Origin of the sequence: Paenacidovorax caeni, assembly GCF_001298675.1 — a bacterium.
Taxonomy (GTDB): Bacteria; Pseudomonadota; Gammaproteobacteria; order Burkholderiales; family Burkholderiaceae_C; genus Paenacidovorax; species Paenacidovorax caeni.
Genome location: NZ_CYIG01000015.1, coordinates 35,413 through 56,176 on the forward strand (window position 1 = coordinate 35,413; position 20,764 = coordinate 56,176).

The following is a 20,764-nucleotide window of genomic DNA, read 5'->3' on the forward strand; positions in this document are numbered from 1 at the left end:
TTGAAAGAAAACAATGAGCTATACCAAAGCCAACATCACCAAGCGCAAGTTCGACGTGGTCATCGTGGGTGCCGGCGGCTCCGGCATGCGCGCCTCGCTCGAACTCTCCCGTGCGGGCCTGAACGTGGCCTGCCTGTCCAAGGTCTTCCCCACCCGCTCGCACACCGTGGCCGCGCAGGGCGGCGTGTCGGCATCGCTCGGCAACATGAGCGAGGACAACTGGCACTACCACTTCTACGACACCATCAAGGGCTCCGACTGGCTGGGCGACCAAGACGCCATCGAGTTCATGTGCCGCGAGGCTCCGAACGTGGTGATCGAGCTGGAACACTTCGGCATGCCGTTTGACCGTAACCCCGACGGCTCGATCTACCAGCGCCCCTTCGGCGGCCACACCGCCAACTACGGCGAAAAGCCCGTGCAACGTGCCTGCGCCGCTGCCGACCGCACCGGCCACGCCATGCTGCACACGCTGTACCAGCAGAACGTCAAGTCCAAGACCAACTTCTTCGTGGAGTGGATGGCGCTGGACCTGATCCGCAACACCCAGGGCGACGTGGTGGGTGTCACTGCGCTGGAACTCGAAACCGGCGACCTGTATGAGCTGCACGCCAAGGCGGTGCTGCTGGCCACCGGCGGTGCAGGCCGCATTTTTGCCGCATCGACCAACGCCTTCATCAACACCGGCGACGGCCTGGGCATGGCAGCGCGCGCTGGCATCCCGCTGCAGGACATGGAGTTCTGGCAGTTCCACCCCACCGGCGTGGCCGGCGCGGGCGTGCTGCTGACCGAAGGCTGCCGTGGCGAAGGCGCCATCCTGCTCAACAGCAACGGCGAGCGCTTCATGGAGCGCTATGCCCCGACCTTGAAGGACCTGGCACCGCGCGACTTCGTCTCGCGCTCCATGGACCAGGAAATCAAGGAAGGTCGCGGCTGCGGTCCGAACAAGGACTACATCCTGATGAAGCTGGACCACCTGGGCGCCGACACCATCCGCAAGCGCCTGCCCTCGGTGGAAGAGATTGGCCACAACTTCGCCAACGTGGACATCACCAAGGAGCCGATCCCTGTGGTGCCCACCATCCACTACCAGATGGGCGGTATCCCCACCAACATCAACGGCCAGGTGGTGGTGCACGACGGCGTGCAAAACCGCGTGGTCAATGGCCTGTACGCCGTAGGCGAATGCTCGTGCGTGTCGGTGCACGGCGCCAACCGCCTGGGCACCAACTCGCTGCTGGACCTGCTGGTCTTCGGCAAGGCCGCTGGCAAGCACATCGTGCAGTACGTGAACGGCTATGGCGACCACCAGCCCATGCCGGCTGACGGCGCTGACCGCACCCTGGCACGCCTGAACCAGCTGCAGGAATCCAAGGAAGGCACCTACGCGCAGGACATCGCCGGAGACATCCGCGCCAGCATGCAGCAGCACGCTGGTGTGTTCCGCACGCAGAAGGGCATGGACGAAGGCGTGGTCAAGATCAACGCCATCCGCGAACGCGTGTCTTCCGTGACGCTGCAGGACAAGTCCAAGGTCTGGAACACCGCACGCATGGAAGCGCTGGAAGTGGACAACCTGATCGAAGTCGCCCAAGCCACCATGACCTCCGCTGCCGCGCGCCACGAATGCCGCGGTGCCCACACGGTGTACGACTACGAGCACCCGGCCGACCACCCCGAGTGCCCACTGGGCCGTAACGACAAGGAGTGGATGAAGCACACGCTGTGGCACAGCGCCGACAACAGCCTGACCTACAAGCCCGTGAACCTCAAGCCACTGACGGTCGAGAGCGTTCCGCCCAAGGTCCGCACCTTCTAACCGTAGCCCCACGAGAAACCAACATGAAGCGCACTTTCCAAATCTACCGCTACGACCCGGACAAGGACAGCAAGCCCTACATGCAGACCGTCGAGATCGAGCTCGACGGCCATGAGCGCATGCTGCTGGACGCCCTGGTGAAGTTGAAGAAGCAGGACCCCACCATCTCCTTCCGCCGCTCGTGCCGCGAAGGCGTATGCGGCTCCGATGCGATGAACATCAACGGCAAGAACGGCCTGGCCTGCCTGACGAACATGAACACCCTGTCGGGCACCATCGTTCTCAAGCCGCTGCCCGGTCTGCCGGTGATCCGCGACCTCATCGTGGACATGACGCAGTTCTTCAAGCAGTACCACTCGATCAAGCCTTATCTGCAGAACGAGACCCCGGTGTCGCCGTTCAAGGAGCGCCTGCAGTCGCCCGAGGAGCGCGAGGAGCTCAACGGTCTGTACGAGTGCATTCTGTGCGCCAGCTGCTCCACCAGCTGCCCCAGCTTCTGGTGGAACCCCGACAAGTTCGTCGGCCCCGCTGGTCTGCTGCAGGCCTACCGCTTCATCGCCGACAGCCGTGACGACGCCACAGGCGACCGCCTGGACAACCTGCAGGACCCGTACCGCCTGTTCCGCTGCCACAGCATCATGAACTGCGTCGACGTGTGCCCGAAGGGCCTGAACCCCACCCGCGCGATTGGCAAAATCAAGGAATTGATGGCCCGTCGCGCCCTCTGAAGCCATGGCAGACGATCAACTGCTCGACGAACGGGAACGCGGCGTCCTGCGCTGGCGCAGCCGCCGCGGCCTGGTCGAGAACGATTTGTTCATCAAGCAATTCTTCGCGGCCCATGGAAATGGCCTGACCCGCGCGCAAGCGCAGGGTCTGGTCGCCTTGATGGATCTGGCCGACAACGACCTGCTCGACCTCCTGCTGCGGCGCAAGGAGCCCTCGGGCGACCTCGACACGCCGCAAGTCAGGCAGGTGCTGGAGCTCATGCGCCGCCCGCCCGCAGCACCGGCTCAACTGGCATAACCCCCTAGGAAGGAAACTGGAAATGAAACTGGCTGACAACAAAGCAACGCTCTCGTTCAGCAACGGCAGCCCGAGCATCGATCTGCCCATGTACCACGGCAGCATCGGCCCGGACGTTATCGACATCCGCAAGCTGTACGGTCAAACGGGCATGTTCACCTACGACCCCGGCTTCCTCTCGACGGCGTCCTGCCAGTCGTCCATCACCTACATCGACGGTGACAAGGGCGAGCTGCTGTACCGCGGCTATCCGATCGAGGAACTCGCCACCAAGTGCGACTACCTCGATACCTGCTACCTGCTGCTCAATGGCGACCTGCCGAACGAAAAGCAGCGCACGGACTTCCACAAGCTCGTGCTCGACCACACCATGGTGCACGAGCAGATGCAGTTCTTCCTGCGTGGCTTCCGCCGCGACGCCCACCCCATGGCCGTGCTGACCGGCCTGGTGGGCGCGATGTCGGCCTTCTACCACGACAGCACCGACATCAATAACCCCGAGCACCGCCACATCGCGGCGATCCGCCTGATCTCCAAGATGCCCACGCTGGTGGCCATGGCCTACAAATACGGCAAGGGCGAGCCCTACATGTACCCGCGCAACGACCTGTCGTACGCCGGTAACTTCCTGCGCATGATGTTCGGCACCCCGTGCGAGGATTACAAGGTGAACCCGGTCATTGAGAAGGCCATGGATCGCATCTTCATCCTGCACGCTGACCACGAGCAGAATGCCTCCACCTCCACCGTGCGCCTGTGCGGCTCTTCGGGCACCAACCCGTTTGCGGCCATCGCCGCCGGCGTGGCCTGCCTGTGGGGCCCTGCCCACGGCGGCGCCAACGAGGCTTGCCTGAACATGCTGGAAGAAATCCAGGCCATGGGCGGCGTGGCCAAGGTCGGCGAGTTCATGGAGAAGGTCAAGGACAAGAACTCCGGCGTCAAGCTGATGGGCTTTGGCCACCGCGTGTACAAGAACTACGACCCGCGCGCCAAGCTCATGCAGGAAACCTGCAATGAAGTGCTGGCCGAGCTGGGCCTGGAAAAGGATCCCCTGTTCGCCCTGGCCAAGCAGCTGGAGAAGATTGCCCTGGAAGACGACTACTTCGTACAGCGCAAGCTCTACCCGAACGTGGACTTCTACTCCGGCATCGTGCAGCGCGCCATCGGCATCCCAGTGAACCTGTTCACCGGCATCTTCGCGCTGGCCCGCACCGTGGGCTGGATCGCCCAGCTCAACGAAATGATCAGCGACCCCGAGTACAAGATCGGCCGCCCACGCCAGCTCTTCACGGGCTCGCCGCGCCGCGACGTCAAGTAAGCGCCGCTGCCCACCCGAAAGCCCGCAGGCTCACGCCTGCGGGCTTTTTTATCGGCACACGTCCACGTGTCGTATGAAAAAGTGAGCAGCACGCGCTTGCTGTGTGAGATTTTTTGCTTGTTTCCACTGAAAGATTCTTTTACAACCAGCGCCTGCAGCTATCGTTTTCAAAGCATCCGCCATGCACAGACCCCTCGAATTCGTGGCCTCGCATGCCTGCTTCGGAGGCGTGCAACGCTATTACCGCCATGCGTCCCGAGAAACCGGGCTGCACATGCCGTTCGGCATCTACCTGCCGCCGCGTGCGCTACACCGCGCGCCCGTGCCCGCGCTGCTGTGTCTGGGAGACGTGGATGCCAGCGAGGACACCTTCGCCAGCCTCGCTGGTGCCCAACGCCTGGCTTCCGAAATGGGCCTGGCCCTGATCACCCCTGACACGCGCCCGCGCGCAGTGCACCTGCCCGAAGCGGCCAACAGCTTCTACCTCGACGCCACGCAAGCGCCCTGGTCACGCCACTGGCGCATGGAAAGCTACCTGGTGCGCGAACTTCTGCCCCTGGTAGCTGCCGAGTTGCCCATCGATGGCCTGCGCCTGGGCATCCTGGGGCATGGCATGGGCGGGCACGGTGCACTCATGCTGGCGCTGCGCCACCCCGGCCTTTTCAGGAGCCTATCGGCCTTTGCACCCATTGCCAGCGCAGCCAGCAGCTCCTGCGGCCAACTGGCCCTCGGCAACTGCCTAGGGCCTGACCGCGAGGCCTGGCAGACCTACGACGCCTGTACGCTGATGGCGGCCCAGGCCCGCCCGCCGTACCCGCGCGGCATCCTGGTCGACCAGGGACTGGCCGATACCTGGCTGGCGGCGCAGCAACTGCAGCCCGAGGCCCTGGTCGCCGCATGCGCCCAGGTGGGACAGCCCCTCACCCTGCGCCGCCACGCGCGCCATGACCACGGCTACCACTTCATCCAGAGCTTCATCGACGACCACCTGCATCACCACGCGGCTGCGCTGGGCTGAACCTGCTGCCTACAATCGCGCACCTATGTCCGCCTTTCTGCAGCGGCTGCGCCGTGCCCGCGCCGCGTCCTCGCCCCTTCCTCCAGCCTCCAGCGCCTCGCACCCCGCCACCCTGGTGGTTTTGGTGAGCCTTTGGCTGGCCAGCGTGTGCAACCTGCCTCTGTGGCGCGCCGTAGCCGCGCTGCCGGGCACCGAAGGCCTACGCGGCTGGGGTTTCGCCCTGGCCTTCATGGTGCTGGTAGCAGCGGGTAACGCGGCCGTGATCGGCCTGCTGGCCTGGGGCCGCGCGCTCAAGCCCGTGCTGGGGGTGATGCTGCTGGCAGGCGCCGCCGGGGTGTACTTCATGTGGAGCTACGGCATCGTCATCGACACCACCATGCTGGTGAACGTGCTGCAAACCGACCCGCGCGAGGCCGTCGACCTGCTCAACTGGCGCATGGCGGCCGCCCTGCTGCTGCTGGCCGCACCGCCTCTGGTGTGGCTACTGCGGCGCCCCGTGCGCCGCCTGGGCTGGTGGCGCCAGCTGTGGCACGGTGTGCTGCTGATCCTGGCGGCGGTGCTGGTGGGCGTGGGCAGCCTGCTGCTGGTGTTCCAGGACTTTGCCGCCACCATGCGCAACCACACCCAGCTGCGCTACCTCATCAACCCGCTCAACAGCCTGTATGCGGTGGCCGACCTCACCACCCGGCCGCTGCGCATGGACACGCGCACGCTCGCGCCACTGGGGCGTGACGCCCAATTGGGCACTAGCTACGCCACGCAGGCCCAGCCCCCGCTGCTCGTCCTCGTGGTGGGCGAAACGGCGCGCGCCGCCAACTTCACGCTCAATGGCTACGAACGCCCCACCACCCCCTTGCTGTCAGCCCGCCAAGACCTGGCCAATGCGCCCGACGCCTGGGCCTGCGGCACCAGCACAGCGGCCTCGCTGCCATGCATGTTCTCGCACCTGGGGCGCGCCGAATTCGGCAAGCGCAAGACCGATGCCGAAGGCCTGCTCGACGTACTGCAGCACGCCGGCCTGGGCGTGGTCTGGATCGACAACCAGTCGGGCTGCAAGGGCGTGTGCGACCGCGTGACCGAGATCGGCACCGCGCGCCTGGCCGATGCGCAGTTGTGCCCTGGCGGCGACTGCCAGGACACCATCATGCTGCGCGACCTGGACGCGCACATTGCGGCCTTGCCGCCCGAGCGGCGCGCACGTGGCGTGGTCGTGGTGCTGCACCAGATGGGCAGCCACGGCCCGGCCTACGCCAAGCGCTCACTGCCCGCGCACAAGCGCTTCACCCCGGAGTGCCAGACCAACGCACTGCAGCAGTGCTCGCGCGAACAGGTCGTCAACGCCTACGACAACAGCATCGTCGCCACGGACTTCTTTCTGAACGCCACCATCGAGTGGCTGCAGGCGCGCGCCCACCAGGCGCAGACGGCGCTGCTGTACGTTTCGGACCACGGCGAATCGCTGGGCGAGAACAACCTGTACCTGCACGGCCTGCCGTACGCCATCGCGCCCGACGTGCAAAAGCACGTGCCCTGGATCGCCTGGCTGTCCCCCGCGCTGCAGGCGCGCAGCGGCGTGACGACCGCCTGTCTGCAACGCGAGTGGGCGCACCAGCGCCTCTCGCACGACAATTACTTCCACTCCGTGCTGGGCCTGCTGGACGTGCACACCAGCGTGTACCAGGACAGCCTGGACGCCTTCGCGCCCTGCCGCTAACCCCTGCGCGGCAGTGCGGGATGGGCGTTTCGCTACAGTCCCGGGCAACGCTCTCATCTCCACGGAAAGAACACACGCCATGTCACGCAAGCCGCAAATCATTCTGTCCTCGCTCGATCTGGACCGCATCGAAGCCCTGCTCGCCGCCATCCCGGCCAGTGCCTTTCCCGGCAAGGCCGATCTGCAGGCAGAACTGGATCGCGCCGACGTACTGGCGCCAGAGGAAATGCCGCCCACCGTGGTCACGATGAACTCGACGGTGCAGTTCACCATCGTCGAGACAGGCAAGTCGTTCTGCCTGACCCTGGTCTACCCGCGCGACATGGATGGCAGCGCCGACCGGGTCTCCATCTTCGCCCCCGTGGGCAGCGCACTGCTCGGTATGTCGGTAGGCGACGAACTGGCCTGGCCTGGCCCTGGCGGCAAGGCCATGACGGTGCGCGTCAAGGAAGTGGTGTACCAGCCCGAAGCCGCGGGCGAACTGCACCGCTGAACACTGATAAAAAAGGGCTCTAGCCCTTTACCAGCAAGCGCTAGCAGCTACGAAATAAAGAGCATTCAAAACCGGCTGCTGGCCAGCGCCACCAGCATGCCCGTGCCCACCATGCCGGCCTGCCAGCGCAGCGCGACGCTCCAGGAAGGCACGTGGCGCTCCACGCGCAGGTACAGCAGGCGTCCGGCAGCGATCGACAGCCCGAAAGCCAGCACCATGCCCAGCAAGTTCGGCCACGGCGCGTCGGGCCACAAATGGTTCACCACGGCGTTCACCAGCAGGCACACCGAGAAGTGCACCAGGAACACCGAGTACGACATCTGGCCCAGGCGCGGCAACCAATCGGCCCCGCGCCACGCCACACCGTGGCGCTTCACGGCCATCAGCAACAAGGCCGCCACCAGTGCCACGGCAATGCGTGCGCGGAACTCCAGCCACAACGCCAGCAGCCCCACCGCCGCCATGCCAAGCCCCCAGGCCCAGGCCCGGGGTGCACGCGCGGCCCAGAAGGCGCACATGCCCAGGCTGTACGAGCCCCAGAAGTACCAGGCCCACATGTCCTGATCGGGCATGCGGTTGAACACCAGCAGCGACAGCGCACCACCAGCCGCCACCATGCCAGGCGCCCAGCGCTGCACCCGCGCTGGTGCATGGCGCAGCGCAGCCAGCAGCAGCACCGCGCAGGCAAACAGCTGAAAGTCGATGGCCACATACCAGACACCGGCGGAGAGCGCTTCCTCGCCCACGATGTCCTGTAGCAGCAGCGCGTTGGCCAGCAGCTGGTGCAGTTCGGGCTCACCCGGAACGGACGGGTGCTCCAAGAATGGGCGCACCAGCGCCGCCGCCAGCACGGCCACCAGCAGTGCCACAGCGTAAGGCACGATCAGGCGCACAAAGCGCCGCCCGATGTGCTGCGCCGCTGGCCCCTCCCGCAGCACCCCGTCGGGCGCCAGGCTGGCGGCAGCCAAATAGCCGCCCAAAACCAGGAACACCTGCACTGCCATGCGGCCGTATTCGGAGAGCACATCGACCACGGAGGGAATGAGGTCGTGGGCGGAGTCCGACATGGGGCCGTAGAAGGCCAGGTGGTGGGCAACGATGGTGGCGCAAGCCAGGCCCTTGACCGAGTCGATCAGGGCATTGCGTGACGGGGATGGCATGGGAGGATGGGGTGTGTCAGGCAGCACTGCAGGCGCAAAAAAGGCCGGTGCTGCGCAGGAATGCCCGTATTGTGCGCCGATTGGCCCGATCGTGCAGGCTGCCGCAGGGCCGCATCAGCGCCCCCCAGCATGCTGCTAGTAGCGTCGTTGCAGCGTGCGCTCGCACTGCATCTGCTGTGGCCGGGCCGAATCCCAGCGTGCTGCACCGCACGCGCTCGAGTCCACGACCTCGGTGCCCGCCACACGGTAGCGCTGTACCACCTCGGGCGCAGGATGACCGTAGCGGTTGCGGTAGCCGGCCTGTACCAGGGCCCAGCGCGGCCCCACGGCCTCGATGAAGGCGGCGCCCGACGATGTTTTGCTGCCGTGGTGCGGCACCAACAACAGCGTGGCGGCCAGCGGCGCACCCCGTGCCAGCAGGGCCTGCTCCTGCGGCTGCTCGATGTCCCCAGCCAGCACGGCCGCCACGCCCTGGGCGCTGCGAATACGCAGCACGCAACTCTGGGCATTCGGGCGCCGCGCATCCAACAGCGGTGGCGGGTGCAGCAGCTCAAACACCACACCATCCCACTCCCAGCGCTGGCCCGCCGTGCAGGGCCGGGGCGCAGCGGTGGTGCCCTCCACCGCCACACCCCACAGCGCGGCCCCAGGCTGCGCGGCGAGCACGGCCGGGGCGCCACCCGCGTGGTCGCTGTCGCTGTGGCTCACCATCAGCGCGTCCAGGCGCACCCCCAGGCTGCGCAGCAAGGGCACCAGCACGCGCTCACCCGCATTGCTGTGAAGACCGAAGCGCGGCCCCGCGTCGTACAGCAGTGCATGCCCCGCCGTGCGCACCAGCACGGCGTTGCCCTGCCCCACGTCGGCCGCGATCAGGTCGAATTGCCCGATGGCAGGGCGTGCCGGCTGCCAGCACAGCGCGGGCACCAGCAGCGGCAGGCCCAGCACGCGCAGGCGCCAGGGCCAGCGCAGCGCCAGACATAGGCCCCCCAGCACCGCGCCCCCGGCAGCCCACAGGGGCGCCGCCGGCAAGGCCAGCACCGCCCCGGGCCACGCGGCCAAGGCCTGCAACAGCGCTACCAGAGGCTCCAGGCTGACCGCCGCCGCCTGCCACAGCGGGGGCCACAACATGCCCAGCAGCGCCAGTGGCGTCACCACCAGCGTGACCCAGGGAATGGCCACCAGGTTAGCCAATGCCCCCACCACCGACACCTGGCCGAACAACAGCAGCGACAGGGGCGTGAGCGCCAGCGTCACCACCCACTGCTCACGCAGGAACTTGCGCACATGGCCTAAAAGGCCTCCAGCGCTCGCCCCATAAGCGCTACCAGCTACGAAATCAGAAGCAAAAAGCACCCCCACAGCGACAAAGCTGAGCCAGAAGCCGGGCTGCAACAAGGCCCATGGGTCGGCCAGCACCACGGTGGCACACGCCAGCAGCCACACCTGCTGCCAGGGCCAGCGCCGCCCGGCCAGGCGCAGCAGCGCCATCGCCGCCAACATCAGCACCGTGCGCTGCGCCGGCACGCCCCAGCCGCTGAATAGCGCGTAGCCCGCCGCCAGCAGCACGCCGCCCAGCAGCGCAGCGTGCTGCGCGGGCCAGCGCAGGCACAGCCGCTGCGAGCGCCGCCACAGCCAGCCCACGGCGGCCATGGCAATCCAGGCGAACAGGGTGATATGCAAACCCGAAATGCTCATGAGGTGGGCCACACCAGTGGCGCGGAACAGGTCCCAGTCGGCGCGGTCAATGGCGCGCTGGTCGCCGGTCACCAGGGCAGCCACCACGCCAGCGGCGCGTGCCGCGCGCTCGCGCTGCGCGGCTTCGGCCTGGGGCTGCACCAAGCGCAGCACGATGGCATCACGCACCTGCTGGCGCCATTGCTCCACCGGGTGGTGCCACCCCTCGGACAGCAGCCGGGGCGCGGCGTCCCTGCGGCCCGCGCGCACGTAGCCCATGGCCTGCACGCCCTGCTCCCACAGCCACAGTTCGTAGTCGAAGCCGTGCGGGTTGCGCGCGCCGTGTGGCGCCTTCAGGCGGACGGTGGCCTCCCAGCGCTGGCCCGCGCGCAGGGCCGGCAGCGGGCGCTGTGGCTCGTCCGGCGCATCGGCGCCCTGCCAGCCGCTGGCGTACCAGCCCAGCTCAACCATGGGCGGCAGGCGCACGGCCTGCCCATCGAGCCACGCGGACTCCACTGCGAAGCGAAAGCGCAATCCGGCATCGCCGCGCTGCGGCATGGCCGCCACCATGCCTTGCACGCGCAGGTCGCGCCCTTCCAGCCGAGGGTCAAGCGCCTGGGCCTGGAAGGCCACGGCGCGCAGGCCGCACAGAGCGAACATGGCCAGCGCAGCGCACGCCATCACGCCCACACGCTGACGGCTCCAGGGCAGCATGGCCAGCAAAACCGCAGCCGCCATGCCCACGGCGTACGCACTGCCCGGCCACAGCTGTGGCTGCACCAGTTGCAAGGCCGCCCCGGCAAGCAAACCGGCCAGCAGCCAGGGCAGGCGCCAGGCATTCATGTAGCCACGCTCCCGGGTACCATGTGTCCCTTTATTCGCCGACTGAAACGAGCCAGACCATGAGCGTTTACGACCAATTGAAAGCCTTGAACATCACCCTGCCCCCCGTGGCTGTGCCTGCCGCAGCTTACGTGCCCTACGTGCAAACGGGCAACCTCGTTTTCCTCAGCGGCCACATCGCGCGCAAGGATGGCAAGCCGTGGGTGGGCCAACTGGGCCGCGACGTGACCACGGAACAAGGCCAGGCCGCCGCACGAGCCGTAGCGATCGATCTGATGGGCACGCTGCACGCCGCCACCGGTGGCGACCTGAACCGGGTGCAGCGCATCGTGAAGCTGATGAGCCTGGTCAACTCCACCGGCGACTTCACCGAGCAGCACCTGGTGACCAACGGTGCCAGCGAACTGCTGGGCCAGGTCTTCGGCGCCGAGAAGGGCGCGCATGCACGCAGCGCCTTCGGCGTGGCACAGATCCCGCTGGGCGCATGTGTGGAGATTGAGCTGATCGCCGAGCTGGGCTGACGGGCGCACTCGCGGGCAGGATGCACTGCCCGCACAAAAAAAGCGGGCCCAGCCCGCTTTTTCAATGTTCAGAAGCTTTCCCACTCGCCGTCGTCAGGCACCGCCTTCTTGGGCGCAGTGGCGATACGTGGCGCCGCAGCGGGCGGGTTGGGCGCAGGCTGGGCTGCCGGTTTGGGCACGGGTTTGGGCGCGGCCACCTGGGGCGCGGGGGCTGCCGCCTTGCCGGTCGCTTTGCTTGGCACCGCGCGCGGCTTGGCCGGCGCCGGCATGGCCGGTGCGGGTCGGGGCGCCGCCGTACGCGGCGCCTGGTAGGCAGGCACCTGCCCAGTGGCCATGCCTGCCACCTTGAACGCCGAAACGGCCTGGGCCAACTGCTGGGCCTGTTCGCGCAAGCTGTGCGCGGCGGCTGCGCTCTGCTCCACCAGCGCAGCGTTCTGCTGCGTCATCTGATCAAGTTGGCCCACCGCCTGGTTGACCTGCGCCACGCCCGCACTCTGTTCCTGCGAAGCCGCGGTGATTTCGCCAATCATGTCGGTCACGCGCTGCACGGCCTGCACCACTTCCTGCATGGTGCTGCCCGCGCCTTCCACCAGGCGCGAGCCGGTTTCCACGCGCTCCACGCTGGCCGTGATGAGTCCTTTGATTTCCTTGGCCGCATCGGCGCTGCGCTGCGCCAGACTGCGCACTTCACCAGCCACCACGGCAAAGCCTCGGCCCTGCTCACCAGCGCGCGCCGCTTCCACGGCGGCATTCAAGGCAAGGATATTGGTCTGGAAGGCAATGCCATCGATAACACCGATGATGTCGGCGATCTTCTGGCTGCTGTGGTGGATGTCCTGCATGGTCGAGACCACTTGCTCGACCACTTCGCCGCCACGGCGGGCCACACCGGAGGCCCCTGCGGCCAGGCTGCTGGCCTGTTGCGCGCTGCCCGCGCTTTGCTGCAGCGTGCTGGTGAACTGCTCCATGGCTGCCGCCGTCTGCTGCAGGTTGCTGGAGGTCTGCTCCGTGCGCGCGGACAGGTCCTGGTTGCCCAGCGCGATCTCCGCGCTGGCGGTGGAGATACTGTCCGTGCTCTGGCGCACCTGCAGCACCATGCGCGACAGTGCCTCGCTCATGGCGTACAGCGAGCGCAGCAGATCGCCGAATTCGTCGCCCCGCGTCACCGCCTCGCGTGCGCTCAGGTCACCGCTGGCAATGCAATCCGCCAAGTGGCGCGCTTGGGCCAACGGGCGCTGAATGCTGCCAATGAGGAAATAGGCGCCGACGACGATGGACAGAATGAGCAAGCCCACCACCACAGCCGCGATTTTCACGGTGAGCAAGCGGTTGCTGGCGATGTCCGCCTGGCTGGCCTGCGCTTGCTGCCGCTGCAGCTCCACGAAGTCGTGCAGGGTCTTCAGGTAGGCCGCCACCGCTGGGTTATAGGACTGCTTGACCAGCGCCACCGCTGTATCGTTTTGCCCTTCTGCCTTGAGCTTCAGCGCCTGGCCACGCAGGTCGATCATGGCCTTGCGCGCAGCAGCGATCTTGGCCATCTGAGCCTTGTCGGCCTCGCCGGTAGCCAGGGCTTCAAGCTTTTTTTGCACCTCGGAAATTTGCGCCGAGGTTGCGGGGATGATGGCCTTGAACTCCGCCTCCACCGCCGGATCGCTGCTCACCACCAGGGCCTGGGTGCGCGCGGCGTTGGTTTCCGTCAACCCCGCCCAGCGCAAGGCTGATTCCACGCGCGTACTCATCTCGCGCGATGTGGCATCTGCCTGGGCCTGGGCCTGGGACGTTCGGTAGCCGGAGAACCCGAACACAGCCGCCAGCGCCACGACGATGGCAATGACAGCCGACCACAGTTTATGGGCCATGCGAAGTTGCGGCATTTGTTCCTCCTGGTGCCTTGTCTCTCGTTGCTGCGCCGCGTCTATTGCGGGCAGGCGCTGCTTGGAATTTACCTATCTTTACAACAGAGCGTAGCACCAATTTTGGCCGCACTGCACCCCGATAAACATCACTCCACGCGTGTCACCCGCTGGGGTTTGAAGCCCAAGTCTGCAGCCTTGCCCTTGCGCGCACGCGCGGCACGGGCGTTGTTCAGGCTGCGGATTTCGAGCTGTTCCTCGCGCTCCTTGCCGCCGCGCCCCAAGCCCTCGATGCGCACGCTGCGCGTGTACGCGGCTGCACCTGCCAGGCTGTCCTTGTCCTCCAAGTCGATCAGCATCAGGCCGCGCCCGCCGTTGGCCATGGCTTTCAGCTCGCTGATTTCGAACGTCAGGATGCGCCCGCCCGCCGAGGCACAGGCCACGTGCGTGGCAGGCAGCAGCGGCTGGCTGCCGCTGCTGCCTGCCGCGTGCGAGGGCGCGCACAGCGTCTCGCCCTCGCCCAGGGTGACGAAAGCCTTGCCGCCCTTCTGGCGCGACACCAGGTTCTCCACCTGCGCGAGAAAGCCGTAGCCGCCCGAGCTGGCGAGCAGCAGCTGGGCCTGCGGCGGCCCGGCGAAGTAGTGCAGCAGCTGGGTGCCCGCCTCCAGCTCGATCAGCGTGGTCACGGGCTGGCCATCGCCGCGCCCGCCGGGCAGGCTGGCCACGGGCACGGAGTACACCCGGCCATTGCTGCCGAAGACGATGAGCTGGTCGACCGTGCGGCACTCGAAGGTGCCATAAAGCCCGTCGCCCGCCTTGAAGGCAAAACTGCCCGCCTCGTGCCCGTGTCCTTGGCGCGTGCGCACCCAGCCCTTCTGCGACACCACCACGGTGACGGGTTCATCGAGCACCTTGACCTCGGCCACGGCCTTTTTCTCGGCCTGGATGAGGGTACGGCGCGCGTCGGCAAACTGTTTGGCGTCAGCCTCGATTTCCTTGACCATCAGACGGCGCAGCGAAGCGGGGTTGGCCAGAATGTCCTCCAGCCGTCCCTGTTCCTCGCGCAGTGCCGACAGCTCCTGCTCGATCTTGATGGCCTCCAGGCGCGCAAGCTGGCGCAGCCGGATTTCCAGAATGTCCTCGGCCTGGCGCTCTGACAGGTTGAAGCGCGCCATCAGCGCTGCCTTGGGCTCCTCGGCCGCACGGATGATGGCAATCACCTCGTCGATGTTGAGCAGCACTAGCTGCCGCCCTTCGAGGATGTGAATGCGCTCCAGCACCTTGGCCAGGCGGTGCTGGCTGCGCCGCGTGATGGTGCCCTGGCGGAAGTCCACCCACTCGGCCAGCATCTGGCGCAGCGACTTTTGCGTGGGCCGACCGTCCAGCCCCACCATGGTGAGGTTGATGGGGGCCGAGGTTTCCAGGCTGGTGTGCGCCAGCAGTGCGGTGATCAGCTCCTGCTGCGGCACCTTGCCGGTCTTGGGCTCGAACACGATGCGCACCGGCGCGTCTTTGCTCGACTCGTCGCGCACACCGTCGAGCACGGCCAGCATGCTGGCCTTGAGCTGGGTCTGCTCCTGCGTCAGGGCCTTTTTGCCCGCCTTGACCTTGGGGTTGGTGATGTCCTCAATTTCTTCCAGCACCTTTTGCGCCGAGACGCCGGGCGGCAGCTCGGTCACCACCAGCTGCCACTGGCCACGCGCCAGGTCTTCAATCTTCCAGCGCGCGCGCACCTTGAGACTGCCGCGCCCACTGCGGTAGGCGTCCTGGATATCGGCCGCGCTGCTGATGATCTGCCCGCCCCCCGGGTAGTCAGGGCCGGGCACCAGGGCAAAGAGTTCGTCCTCGGTGAGCTGTGGATTCTTGACCAGCGCCACGCAGGCGTCGGCCACCTCGCGCAGGTTGTGGCTGGGGATTTCCGTGGCCAGGCCCACGGCAATACCGCTGGCACCGTTGAGCAGCGCAAACGGCAAACGCGCAGGCAGCTGGCGCGGCTCCTCGGTACTGCCGTCGTAGTTGGGCACGAATTGCACGGTGCCCTGGTCGATCTCGTCGAGCAGCAGGCCGGCAATCTTGGTCAGGCGCGCTTCGGTGTAGCGCATGGCGGCGGCGCCGTCGCCGTCGCGGCTGCCGAAGTTGCCCTGCCCGTCGATCAGCGGGTAGCGCTGGTTGAAGTCCTGTGCCAGGCGCACCAGCGCGTCGTAGGCCGACTGGTCGCCGTGCGGGTGAAAACGGCCGAGCACATCGCCCACCACGCGCGCGCTCTTGACGGGCTTGGCCGGGGCGTTGCCGCTGTAGGACAGGCCCATGCGGTCCATGGCGTAGAGAATGCGCCGCTGCACGGGCTTGAGGCCGTCGCACACATCGGGCAGCGCGCGGCCTTTGACGACCGACAGCGCGTATTCCAAATAGGCACGCTGGGCGTAGCCGCCCAAGTCGAGCGCGTCACCCGCTTCGGGAGCGGGGGGAAGGAGGAGAGAAGAGTCGCTCATGCTTCAAAAATAGGAGCTGCTAGCGCTTGATGGATAAGCCCTAGCGGCCAAAAACATCAAATATCCACTTCCACGGCGTCGCCGTGCAGCTCCATCAGCTCGCGGCGCGAAGCGGCCTCGCCCTTGCCCATGAGCTTAGTGATCAGGCCTTCGGTGTCGGCAAAGCCCAGGCTGCCCAGTTGCACCGGCAGCAGGCGGCGCGTGTCGGGGTTGAGCGTGGTTTCCCACAGCTGTTCGGCGTTCATCTCGCCCAGGCCCTTGAAGCGGCTGAGCTGGCATTTCTCGCGTGGCACGCCGTCCTTGGCGGCCTTGTCGAGGATGGAGGCCAGCTCGGCCTCGTCCAGCGCATAGAGCTTGGCCGCGGGCTTTTTGCCGCGCGCCGGAATGTCCACGCGGAACAAGGGCGGACGCGCCACGTAGATATGGCCGGCCTCGATGAGCTTGGGAAAGTGGCGGAAGAACAGCGTGAGCAGCAGCACCTGGATGTGCGCGCCGTCAACGTCGGCATCCGAGAGGATGCAAATCTTGCCGTAGCGCAGGCCCGAGAGATCCGGCGTGTCATCGGGCCCGTGGGGATCGACGCCGATGGCGACTGAAATGTCGTGCACCTCGGTGTTGGCAAACAGGCGGTCGCGCTCCACCTCCCAGGTGTTGAGCACCTTGCCGCGCAGCGGCAGCACGGCCTGGTTTTCCTTGTCGCGGCCCATCTTGGCGCTGCCGCCCGCCGAGTCGCCCTCGACCAGGAACACCTCGTTGTAGGCCAGGTCGCGGCTCTCGCAGTCGGTGAGCTTGCCAGGCAGCACGGCCACGCCCGAGCCTTTTTTCTTCTCCACCTTCTGGCCGGCGCGCTGGCGCGTCTGCGCCGCCTTGATGGCGAGTTCGGCCAGCTTCTTGCCGTACTCCACATGCTGGTTCAGCCACAGCTCCAGCGCCGGGCGCACAAAGCTGCTCACCAGGCGCACGGCATCGCGCGAGTTCAGGCGCTCCTTGATCTGGCCCTGGAACTGCGGGTCCAGCACCTTGGCGGAAAGAACATAGCTGGCGCGGGCAAACACATCCTCGGGCATCAGCTTCACGCCCTTGGGCAGCAGGCTGTGCAGCTCGATGAAGCCCTTGACGGCCTGGAACAGCCCGTCGCGCAAGCCGCTGTCGTGCGTGCCGCCGGCGCTGGTGGGGATGAGGTTGACATAGCTCTCGCGCACCGGCGCGCCCTCTTCCGTAAAGGCCACCGCCCAGGCGGCGCCCTCGCCCTCGGCAAAGCTCTCGTCGGCGCCACCGGCAAAGCCTTCGCCTTCGAACAGGGGGATCACCGGGTCGGCGCTCAGGGTCTGCGACAGGTAGTCGCGCAGGCCGCCCTTGTACTGCCAGGTCTGGGTTTCGCGGTTTTTCTCGTTGACCAGCGTCACGGCCACGCCGGGCATGAGCACGGCCTTGCTGCGCAGCAGGTGCGTCAGCTCGCCCAGGGGCAGACTGCTCGACTCGAAGTACTTGGCGTCGGGCCATACGCGCACGGTGGTGCCCTGCTTGCGCTCGCCGGCCTCCAGCGGGCGCGCCACCAGGGGCTCGACCACATCGCCCCCCGCAAACACCAGGCGCGCCACCTGGCCTTCGCGGTGGCTGGTGGCCTCCAGGCGCGTGGCCAGCGCGTTGGTCACGCTCACGCCCACGCCGTGCAAGCCGCCCGAGAAGCTGTAGGCGCCGCCCTTGCCCTTGTCGAACTTGCCGCCGGCATGCAGGCGGGTGAAGACCAGCTCGATCACGGGCGCGTTTTCCTCGGGGTGCAGGCCGAAGGGAATGCCCCGGCCATCGTCCTCGACGCTGACCGAGCCATCGGCATGCAGCGTCACTTTGATCTTTTTGCCAAAACCGGCCAGCGCCTCGTCGGCGGCGTTGTCCAGCACCTCCTGGATGATGTGCAGGGGGTTGTCGGTTCGGGTGTACATGCCCGGCCGCTGCTTGACGGGCTCCAGGCCCTTGAGCACGCGGATCGAGCCCTCGGAATAGTCGGATGCGGAAGGGGGTTTGACTGCCATGGGCGCGGATTGTAGTGCGGCAGGCGCCGCCTCACTGGATGAAAAAACAGGTTGTCAAGGGCGCGCTGCAGAGTTTTCCCGGATTGGCTACATTCGCACGATGCATAAACAAAATCAAAAACTGTCTATAGGCCAAGTGCTGGCCTGCGGGGGACTCATCGTTACGCTGTCCATGGGCATTCGCCACGGCTTTGGCCTGTGGCTGCAGCCCATGACGCAAGCAATGGACTGGACACGCCAGGACTTCGCCCTGGCCATCGCCGTGCAAAACCTGGTGTGGGGTTTCACGGGCATTTTCGCGGGCATGCTGGCCGACCGCTTCGGCGCTTTCAAGGTCATCGTCGGCTGTGCGGTTCTTTATGCGCTGGGACTGGTGGGCATGGCGTATTCGGCCACGCCGCTGGTGTTTGCCATCACGGCCGGGGTACTGATCGGCATGGCCCAGTCGGGCACCACCTACGCGGTCATCTACGGTGTGATCGGCCGCAACGTTGATGGCTCGCGCCGCTCCTGGGCCATGGGCATCGCTGCGGCGGCGGGCTCATTCGGGCAGTTTTTGATGGTGCCGACCGAAGGCTGGCTCATCAGCCAGTTTGGCTGGCAGCAGGCGCTGGTGCTGCTGGGCATGGCGGCGCTGCTCATCGTGCCGCTGGCGCGTGGCCTGCGCGAGCCCGGTTTTGCTGGCGGTGCCCTGCTGAAACGCGAGCAAACCATTGGCCAAGCGTTGCGCGAGGCGTTCAGCTACCCCAGCTTCCAGCTGCTGATGGCGGGCTACTTCGTCTGTGGTTTTCAGGTGGTGTTCATCGGCGTGCACCTGCCCAGCTACCTGAAGGACCAGGGCCTGTCGCCCCAGGTGGCCAGCTATGCGCTGGCGCTGGTGGGCCTGTTCAACGTCATTGGCACGTATGCCGCCGGCTCGCTGGGCCAGCGCCTGCCCAAGAAGAACATCCTGGCCTTCATCTACTTTGCGCGCTCGGTGGTCATCACGGTGTTCCTGCTGGCGCCGCTGTCGCCGATGAGCGTGTACCTGTTTTCCGCCGTGATGGGCATGCTGTGGCTGTCCACCGTGCCGCCAACCACGGCCGTGGTGGCGCAGATTTTTGGCGTGGCCCACCTGTCGATGCTGGGCGGATTCGTCTTCTTCAGCCACCAGATCGGCAGCTTCATGGGCGTATGGCTGGGTGGCTACCTGTACGACCGCCTGGGTAGCTACGACATTGTGTGGCTGCTGACCATCGCACTGGGCGTGCTCGCGGGCCTGGTGAACTTGCCTGTGCGCGAAAACGCCATCCAACGCGCAGCCCCCCAAGGCGCCTGACCATGCCCAGCAAGCGCCAGGCCCTCGCCTACGCTGCAGCCCTGGTGGCGTTGCTGGCGGTGTTCGGGCTGTACACGCAGCCCGAGTTCCTGATCACCCTGGCGGACCAGCTCTGGGCGTGCTTCTAGCGTGAATCGCTCCCGGCTTGTGCGAACGCCCGCTCTGTGAACCCAGGTATCGCCTAGCGCCAGCGAGCATCAGGGCACAGGGCCACGCGAATCCTTGGCGTTGGCAGTGGCGGAAGCTGATTTGCGCAGCCAGCGCATCAGTCCGCCCAGTAAGGGAAATTTTTCGTACAGCTCCTCGGCGGCATCCCAGTAGTCGCGGTGCAACGTCACACGCCCCTGCGCATCGAAGCGCACCAGGGTGGCCCCGTGGATGCATTGCACCACCTGCGGCCGCCAGCGGCGCATGCGAAAACGGAACTCCCAGCCCAGAAAAGCCTGGTCGCCTTGCTCGATATGCTGGGTCACGGTGAAGCGCGGCTCGTCCAGCGTGGCGAACATGTGGGCAAAAATCTGTGCGATGGCTGGCACGCCGCGCACGTCGTTGAAGGGGTCCTTGAAGCGTGCGTCAGGCGCGTAATAGGTGTCCAGCGCGGCCAGATGGGTCGGCGACAGCTGCTCGTAAAACGCGATCAACCGCTGTGCAGCGGATGGCGTATCGGCGCTGGCGATGGGAGGCAACGTGTCCATGTTCAAAGCCCGGTGATACGGTGCACGAGGGGGAAATACCAGCGGTAGGGCAGGCAGCGCATGAGCTTGAGTACGCCCGTGAAGCGCTTGGGAAAGTGCATTTCGAACTGCCCCCGCTCCCAGCCGCGCACGATGGCCTGCGCTGCCTGCTCGGGCGTGAGGAGCGCCGGCATGGAAAATTGGTTTTGCGCCGTCAGCGGGGTATCGACGAAGCCAGGGTTGACCAGGCTGACACCCACCCCCTGGGGGCGCAGGTCCAGAAACAGGTTTTCCGCCAGATTGATCAGCGCCGCTTTGGTGGGGCCGTACGCCAGGCTTTGCGGCAGGCCACGCCAGCCGGCCACGCTGGCCACCAGGCTCAGGTGCGGCGTACGCCCCGCCGCTGCCGCCTGAACCAGCGCGGGCACCACGGCCGCCAGTACCTGCAGCACCCCAGTGACGTTGACGCGCTGGTGCCGAAGCAGTTCGGCCAGATCCAGTGCGTTGGCCGACATCGGGCGGTAGTGGCCGGCGCAGTAGCACACCAGATCCAGCGGTGCCGCCGCGAGCAGTTGCTGCGCCGCACTGGCGACGGCCTGCGCATCGGTCACATCCAGCACCAGCGCCTGGCTGCCAGGATGCTCGCGCACGAAGGCGTCGAGCAAGCCTTGCTGGCGCGCCGACACACACACCTGCGCGCCACGCGCATGCAGCAGCGCAGCCACGGCACGCCCAATGCCGCTGGACGCGCCGATCAGCCACACACGTCGGCCCCGCCAGTCGGTGATGGGAGGGTTGAGGGGCATGG

The 20,764-nt window shown here is 66.6% G+C and carries 17 protein-coding genes; 10 read left to right on the plus strand and 7 right to left on the minus strand.

Annotated elements, in window-relative coordinates; translation table 11 throughout:
- Positions 1 to 13: 13 nt before the first annotated feature.
- The 7 genes from sdhA to rnk all read left to right on the plus strand — a co-directional run bounded on the left by sdhA (position 14) and on the right by rnk (position 7,388).
- Positions 14 to 1,819: a succinate dehydrogenase flavoprotein subunit gene (gene sdhA, locus BN2503_RS08510; RefSeq protein ID WP_054256223.1), complete on the plus strand. Its 1,806-nt coding sequence runs from the start codon at positions 14 to 16 to the stop codon at positions 1,817 to 1,819.
- 23 nt (positions 1,820 to 1,842) lie between these two features.
- Entirely contained in the window at positions 1,843 to 2,547 is a 705-nt protein-coding gene (locus BN2503_RS08515; RefSeq protein WP_054256224.1) for a succinate dehydrogenase iron-sulfur subunit, read from the plus strand.
- A 4-nt stretch (positions 2,548 to 2,551) separates the two neighbouring features.
- Positions 2,552 to 2,845, plus strand: a complete 294-nt coding sequence (locus BN2503_RS08520) for an FAD assembly factor SdhE (RefSeq protein ID WP_054256225.1) — start codon at positions 2,552 to 2,554, stop codon at positions 2,843 to 2,845.
- 22 nt (positions 2,846 to 2,867) lie between these two features.
- Positions 2,868 to 4,163 carry a citrate synthase gene (gene gltA / locus BN2503_RS08525; protein ID WP_054256226.1) on the plus strand — a complete coding sequence of 432 codons (1,296 nt, stop codon included), beginning with the start codon at positions 2,868 to 2,870 and terminating at the stop codon, positions 4,161 to 4,163.
- Positions 4,164 to 4,344: 181 nt separating this feature from the next.
- On the plus strand, positions 4,345 to 5,181 hold the full coding sequence (gene fghA / locus BN2503_RS08530) for an S-formylglutathione hydrolase (protein ID WP_054256227.1): 837 nt from the start codon (positions 4,345 to 4,347) through the stop codon (positions 5,179 to 5,181).
- A gap of 25 nt (positions 5,182 to 5,206) precedes the next feature.
- Positions 5,207 to 6,895, plus strand: a complete 1,689-nt coding sequence (locus tag BN2503_RS08535) for a phosphoethanolamine transferase (RefSeq protein ID WP_054256228.1) — start codon at positions 5,207 to 5,209, stop codon at positions 6,893 to 6,895.
- Between the two features lie 79 nt (positions 6,896 to 6,974).
- Positions 6,975 to 7,388 (plus strand): nucleoside diphosphate kinase regulator, encoded by a 414-nt coding sequence (gene rnk, locus BN2503_RS08540; protein WP_054256229.1) that lies wholly within the window; start codon positions 6,975 to 6,977, stop codon positions 7,386 to 7,388.
- Between the two features lie 65 nt (positions 7,389 to 7,453).
- Here rnk and BN2503_RS08545 read toward each other — a convergent pair whose 3' ends face one another.
- A complete protein-coding gene (locus BN2503_RS08545; RefSeq protein WP_003359536.1) occupies positions 7,454 to 8,548 on the minus strand; it encodes an acyltransferase family protein in 1,095 nt (364 codons plus the stop codon).
- 135 nt (positions 8,549 to 8,683) lie between these two features.
- Entirely contained in the window at positions 8,684 to 11,065 is a 2,382-nt protein-coding gene (locus tag BN2503_RS08550; protein ID WP_054256230.1) for a DNA internalization-related competence protein ComEC/Rec2, read from the minus strand.
- Between the two features lie 59 nt (positions 11,066 to 11,124).
- Between BN2503_RS08550 and BN2503_RS08555 the strand changes: the two genes are divergently transcribed.
- Positions 11,125 to 11,586 carry a RidA family protein gene (locus BN2503_RS08555; RefSeq protein WP_054256231.1) on the plus strand — a complete coding sequence of 154 codons (462 nt, stop codon included), beginning with the start codon at positions 11,125 to 11,127 and terminating at the stop codon, positions 11,584 to 11,586.
- Between the two features lie 68 nt (positions 11,587 to 11,654).
- Here the strand turns inward: BN2503_RS08555 and BN2503_RS08560 are convergent, their stop codons facing one another.
- From BN2503_RS08560 to BN2503_RS08570, 3 genes are all read right to left on the minus strand, one after another.
- On the minus strand, positions 11,655 to 13,460 hold the full coding sequence (locus BN2503_RS08560; protein ID WP_054256232.1) for a methyl-accepting chemotaxis protein: 1,806 nt from the start codon (positions 13,458 to 13,460) through the stop codon (positions 11,655 to 11,657).
- A 128-nt stretch (positions 13,461 to 13,588) separates the two neighbouring features.
- Positions 13,589 to 15,931, minus strand: coding sequence for a DNA topoisomerase IV subunit A (gene parC, locus BN2503_RS08565; protein WP_054256233.1), 2,343 nt, complete (start codon positions 15,929 to 15,931; stop codon positions 13,589 to 13,591).
- Between the two features lie 56 nt (positions 15,932 to 15,987).
- The gene (locus BN2503_RS08570; RefSeq protein ID WP_054256234.1) at positions 15,988 to 17,964 is read right to left on the minus strand and encodes a DNA topoisomerase IV subunit B; all 1,977 of its coding nucleotides are present in this window, start codon (positions 17,962 to 17,964) and stop codon (positions 15,988 to 15,990) included.
- Between the two features lie 100 nt (positions 17,965 to 18,064).
- On the opposite strand from BN2503_RS08570, the gene BN2503_RS08575 reads away from it, so the two are divergent.
- Both BN2503_RS08575 and BN2503_RS21240 read left to right on the plus strand, forming a co-directional pair.
- Positions 18,065 to 19,282 (plus strand): MFS transporter, encoded by a 1,218-nt coding sequence (locus tag BN2503_RS08575; protein WP_054256235.1) that lies wholly within the window; start codon positions 18,065 to 18,067, stop codon positions 19,280 to 19,282.
- Between the two features lie 2 nt (positions 19,283 to 19,284).
- Complete coding sequence (locus BN2503_RS21240) at positions 19,285 to 19,410, plus strand: hypothetical protein (protein WP_267887047.1); 126 nt, start codon at positions 19,285 to 19,287, stop codon at positions 19,408 to 19,410.
- 69 nt (positions 19,411 to 19,479) lie between these two features.
- Here BN2503_RS21240 and BN2503_RS08580 read toward each other — a convergent pair whose 3' ends face one another.
- Both BN2503_RS08580 and BN2503_RS08585 read right to left on the minus strand, forming a co-directional pair.
- Positions 19,480 to 19,977 carry a nuclear transport factor 2 family protein gene (locus tag BN2503_RS08580; protein ID WP_054256236.1) on the minus strand — a complete coding sequence of 166 codons (498 nt, stop codon included), beginning with the start codon at positions 19,975 to 19,977 and terminating at the stop codon, positions 19,480 to 19,482.
- 2 nt (positions 19,978 to 19,979) lie between these two features.
- Positions 19,980 to 20,762, minus strand: a complete 783-nt coding sequence (locus BN2503_RS08585; RefSeq protein ID WP_054256237.1) for an SDR family NAD(P)-dependent oxidoreductase — start codon at positions 20,760 to 20,762, stop codon at positions 19,980 to 19,982.
- Between the last annotated feature and the right edge of the window lie 2 nt (positions 20,763 to 20,764).